Origin of the sequence: Pseudomonas sp. MD195_PC81_125 (genome assembly GCF_014060985.1) — a bacterium.
Lineage (GTDB): Bacteria > Pseudomonadota > Gammaproteobacteria > Pseudomonadales > Pseudomonadaceae > Aquipseudomonas > Aquipseudomonas parakoreensis.
Genome location: NZ_JABULD010000267.1, coordinates 1 through 2682 on the forward strand (window position 1 = coordinate 1; position 2682 = coordinate 2682).

The 2682-nt window shown below is 63.3% G+C and carries 3 protein-coding genes; all 3 read left to right on the forward strand.

The annotated features are described in order from the left end of the window. The first annotated feature begins 72 nt into the window (after positions 1 to 72). From HT737_RS11970 to HT737_RS11980, 3 genes are read left to right on the forward strand one after another with little or no spacing between them, the layout of a single operon-like run. Positions 73 to 783, forward strand: coding sequence for an ABC transporter ATP-binding protein (locus HT737_RS11970; protein ID WP_003228669.1), 711 nt, complete (start codon positions 73 to 75; stop codon positions 781 to 783). A gap of 1 nt (position 784) precedes the next feature. Beyond that, positions 785 to 2050, forward strand: coding sequence for an ABC transporter permease (locus HT737_RS11975; RefSeq protein ID WP_108183943.1), 1266 nt, complete (start codon positions 785 to 787; stop codon positions 2048 to 2050). Positions 2051 to 2061: 11 nt separating this feature from the next. Continuing rightward, positions 2062 to 2580 carry a DUF3299 domain-containing protein gene (locus tag HT737_RS11980; protein WP_047296927.1) on the forward strand — a complete coding sequence of 173 codons (519 nt, stop codon included), beginning with the start codon at positions 2062 to 2064 and terminating at the stop codon, positions 2578 to 2580. Positions 2581 to 2682 lie beyond the last annotated feature (102 nt).

Genomic DNA, 2682 nt, shown 5'->3' on the forward strand with positions numbered 1-2682 from the left:
AAAACAGGATCAAAAAGATCGCACCTTCGGCAGCTCCTACACGGGCCCGTGATCAAACATGAAACTGGTGCCATGACCCAAGCACTCATCGAACTGTCCGACCTGGGCTTCAACTGGCCCGGCCACCCGCCGCTGCTGGACATCCCGGCGTTTCGCCTGGAGCCCGGCGAAACCCTGTTCCTCAAAGGCCCCAGCGGCAGTGGCAAGACCACCCTGCTCGGTCTGCTCGGTGGCGTGCAGAAGCCCGGGCGCGGCAGCATTCGCCTGCTCGGCCAGGAACTGACCGAACTCGGTGCCGGCGCCCGCGACCGCTTTCGTGTCGATCACACCGGCTACATCTTCCAGCAATTCAACCTGCTGCCGTTTCTTTCGGTGCGCGAGAACGTCGAGTTGCCCTGCCACTTCTCCAGGCTGCGTGCCGAGCGGGCGAAACAGCGTCATGGCAGCGTCGACCAGGCTGCCGCCACCCTGCTCGCCCACCTGGGTCTGAAGGATGAAAGCATCCTCGGCCGTCGCGCCGATTCGCTGTCGATCGGTCAGCAACAACGGGTCGCCGCCGCTCGTGCGTTGATCGGCCAGCCGGAACTGGTGATCGCCGACGAACCGACCTCGGCGCTGGATTACGACGCCCGGGAAAACTTCATTCGTCTGTTGTTCGCCGAATGCCGCGAGGCCGGCTCCAGCCTGTTGTTCGTCAGCCACGACCAGAGCCTGGCGCCGCTGTTCGACCGTCACCTGTCCCTGGCCGAGCTCAATCGCGCCGCCACGTCTGCCGAGGTCTGAGATGTATCTGTTTCGTCTGGCCATGGCCAGCCTGGCCAACCGCCGCTTCACCGCCCTGCTCACCGCGTTCGCCATTGCCCTGTCGGTGTGCCTGTTGCTCGCGGTCGAGCGCGTGCGCACCGAGGCCAAAGCCAGTTTCGCCAGCACCATCAGCGGCACCGACCTGATCGTCGGCGCCCGCTCCGGTTCGGTGAACTTGCTGCTGTACTCGGTGTTCCGCATCGGCAACGCGACCAACAACATTCGTTGGGACAGCTTCGAACATTTCGCCAGCAACCCGAAGGTAAAGTGGGCGATCCCGATGTCCCTCGGCGACTCCCATCGCGGCTACCGGGTGATGGGCACCACCGAAGCCTATTTCGAGCATTACCAGTACGGTCGTCAGCAACATCTGGAACTGGCCGACGGCCGTGCCTTCGCCACCGACCCGTTCGAAGTGGTGCTCGGCGCCGAAGTCGCCGAAGCGCTGCATTATAAGCTCGGCGACCAACTGGTGCTGGCCCACGGCGTAGCGGCGATCAGTCTGGTCAAGCACGATGACAAACCGTTCACCGTGGTCGGCATTCTCAAGCGCACCGGCACGCCAGTAGATCGCACGCTGCACATCAGCCTCGGCGGCATGGAGGCGATTCACATCGACTGGCACAACGGCGTGCCGGCACGCGGCAACGGTCGGATCACGGCGGATCAGGCACGCAACATGGACCTGACGCCACAGGCGATCACCGCGTTCATGCTCGGCCTCAACAGCAAGATTTCCACCTTCGCCCTGCAACGCGAGATCAATGAATACCGGGGCGAGCCAATGCTGGCGATCCTCCCGGGCGTGGCTTTGCAGGAGCTGTGGAGCCTGATGAGCACCGCTGAAAAGGCCCTGTTTGTGGTCTCGCTGTTCGTGGTGCTGACCGGGTTGATCGGCATGCTCACGGCGATTCTCACCAGCCTTAACGAGCGCCGCCGGGAGATGGCGATTTTGCGTTCGGTCGGTGCGCGACCGTGGCACATCGCAAGTCTGCTGGTGCTGGAAGCTTTCGCGCTGGCACTGACCGGTGTAATCGCCGGACTGGCGTTGCTGTACCTCGGCATCGCCGCCGCGCAGGGTTACGTACAGGCCAATTACGGGCTGTATCTGCCGCTGGCGTGGCCGAGCGAGTATGAATGGACGCTGCTCGGTGGCATTCTGGCGGCCGCGCTGCTGATGGGCAGCGTGCCGGCCTGGCGCGCGTATCGCCAATCCCTGGCCGATGGCCTGTCGATCCGTTTATGAGGATGTTCACCATGCCCCGCGCTGTGCTTGCGCTGCTGTTGCTGGTCGCCCTGCCCGTGTGGGCAGCGGCACCGAAAGACCTGACCTGGTCGGAGATGATCCCGCCGGACGCCGCGCCGGAGGTGCCGAACATGACGCCGTTGCACGACCTGTCGAAGATGGGCGACGCGCTCTCCGCCGAGTCGGCGCCAGCGGCAAAACAGGACATGCCCAACGCGCCGGTCGTGCAAAGTCTCGACGGGCAGAACATCCGCCTGCCGGGCTACATCGTGCCGCTGGAAGTCAATGAAGAAGGACGCACCACCGACTTCCTGCTGGTGCCGTACTTCGGCGCCTGCATCCACGTGCCGCCACCGCCGTCGAACCAGATCGTGCATGTGAAAAGCGAGCTGGGCGTGAAGCTCGACGAGCTGTATCAGCCGTACTGGGTCGAGGGACCGCTGCAGGTCAAGGCGTCCACCAGCGAACTGGCGGATGCCGGGTATCAGATGGCGGCGGACAAGATTTATGTGTATGAGCTGCCGGAGTAGTTCCGGCACTTCTGTGATGTTTTTTAATGGCCCCTTCGCTGGCAAGCCAGCTCCCACAGTGATCGAGTCGTTCACCGATTTTTTGAACACCAACGAAACCTG

Bases quoted from the DNA above. Each gene is read 5' to 3' on its own strand.
- HT737_RS11970 (WP_003228669.1), top strand. From the start codon at position 73: ATGACCCAAGCACTCATCGAACTGTCCGACCTGGGCTTCAACTGGCCC.
- HT737_RS11975 (WP_108183943.1), top strand. From the start codon at position 785: ATGTATCTGTTTCGTCTGGCCATGGCCAGCCTGGCCAACCGCCGCTTC.
- HT737_RS11980 (WP_047296927.1), top strand. From the start codon at position 2,062: ATGCCCCGCGCTGTGCTTGCGCTGCTGTTGCTGGTCGCCCTGCCCGTG.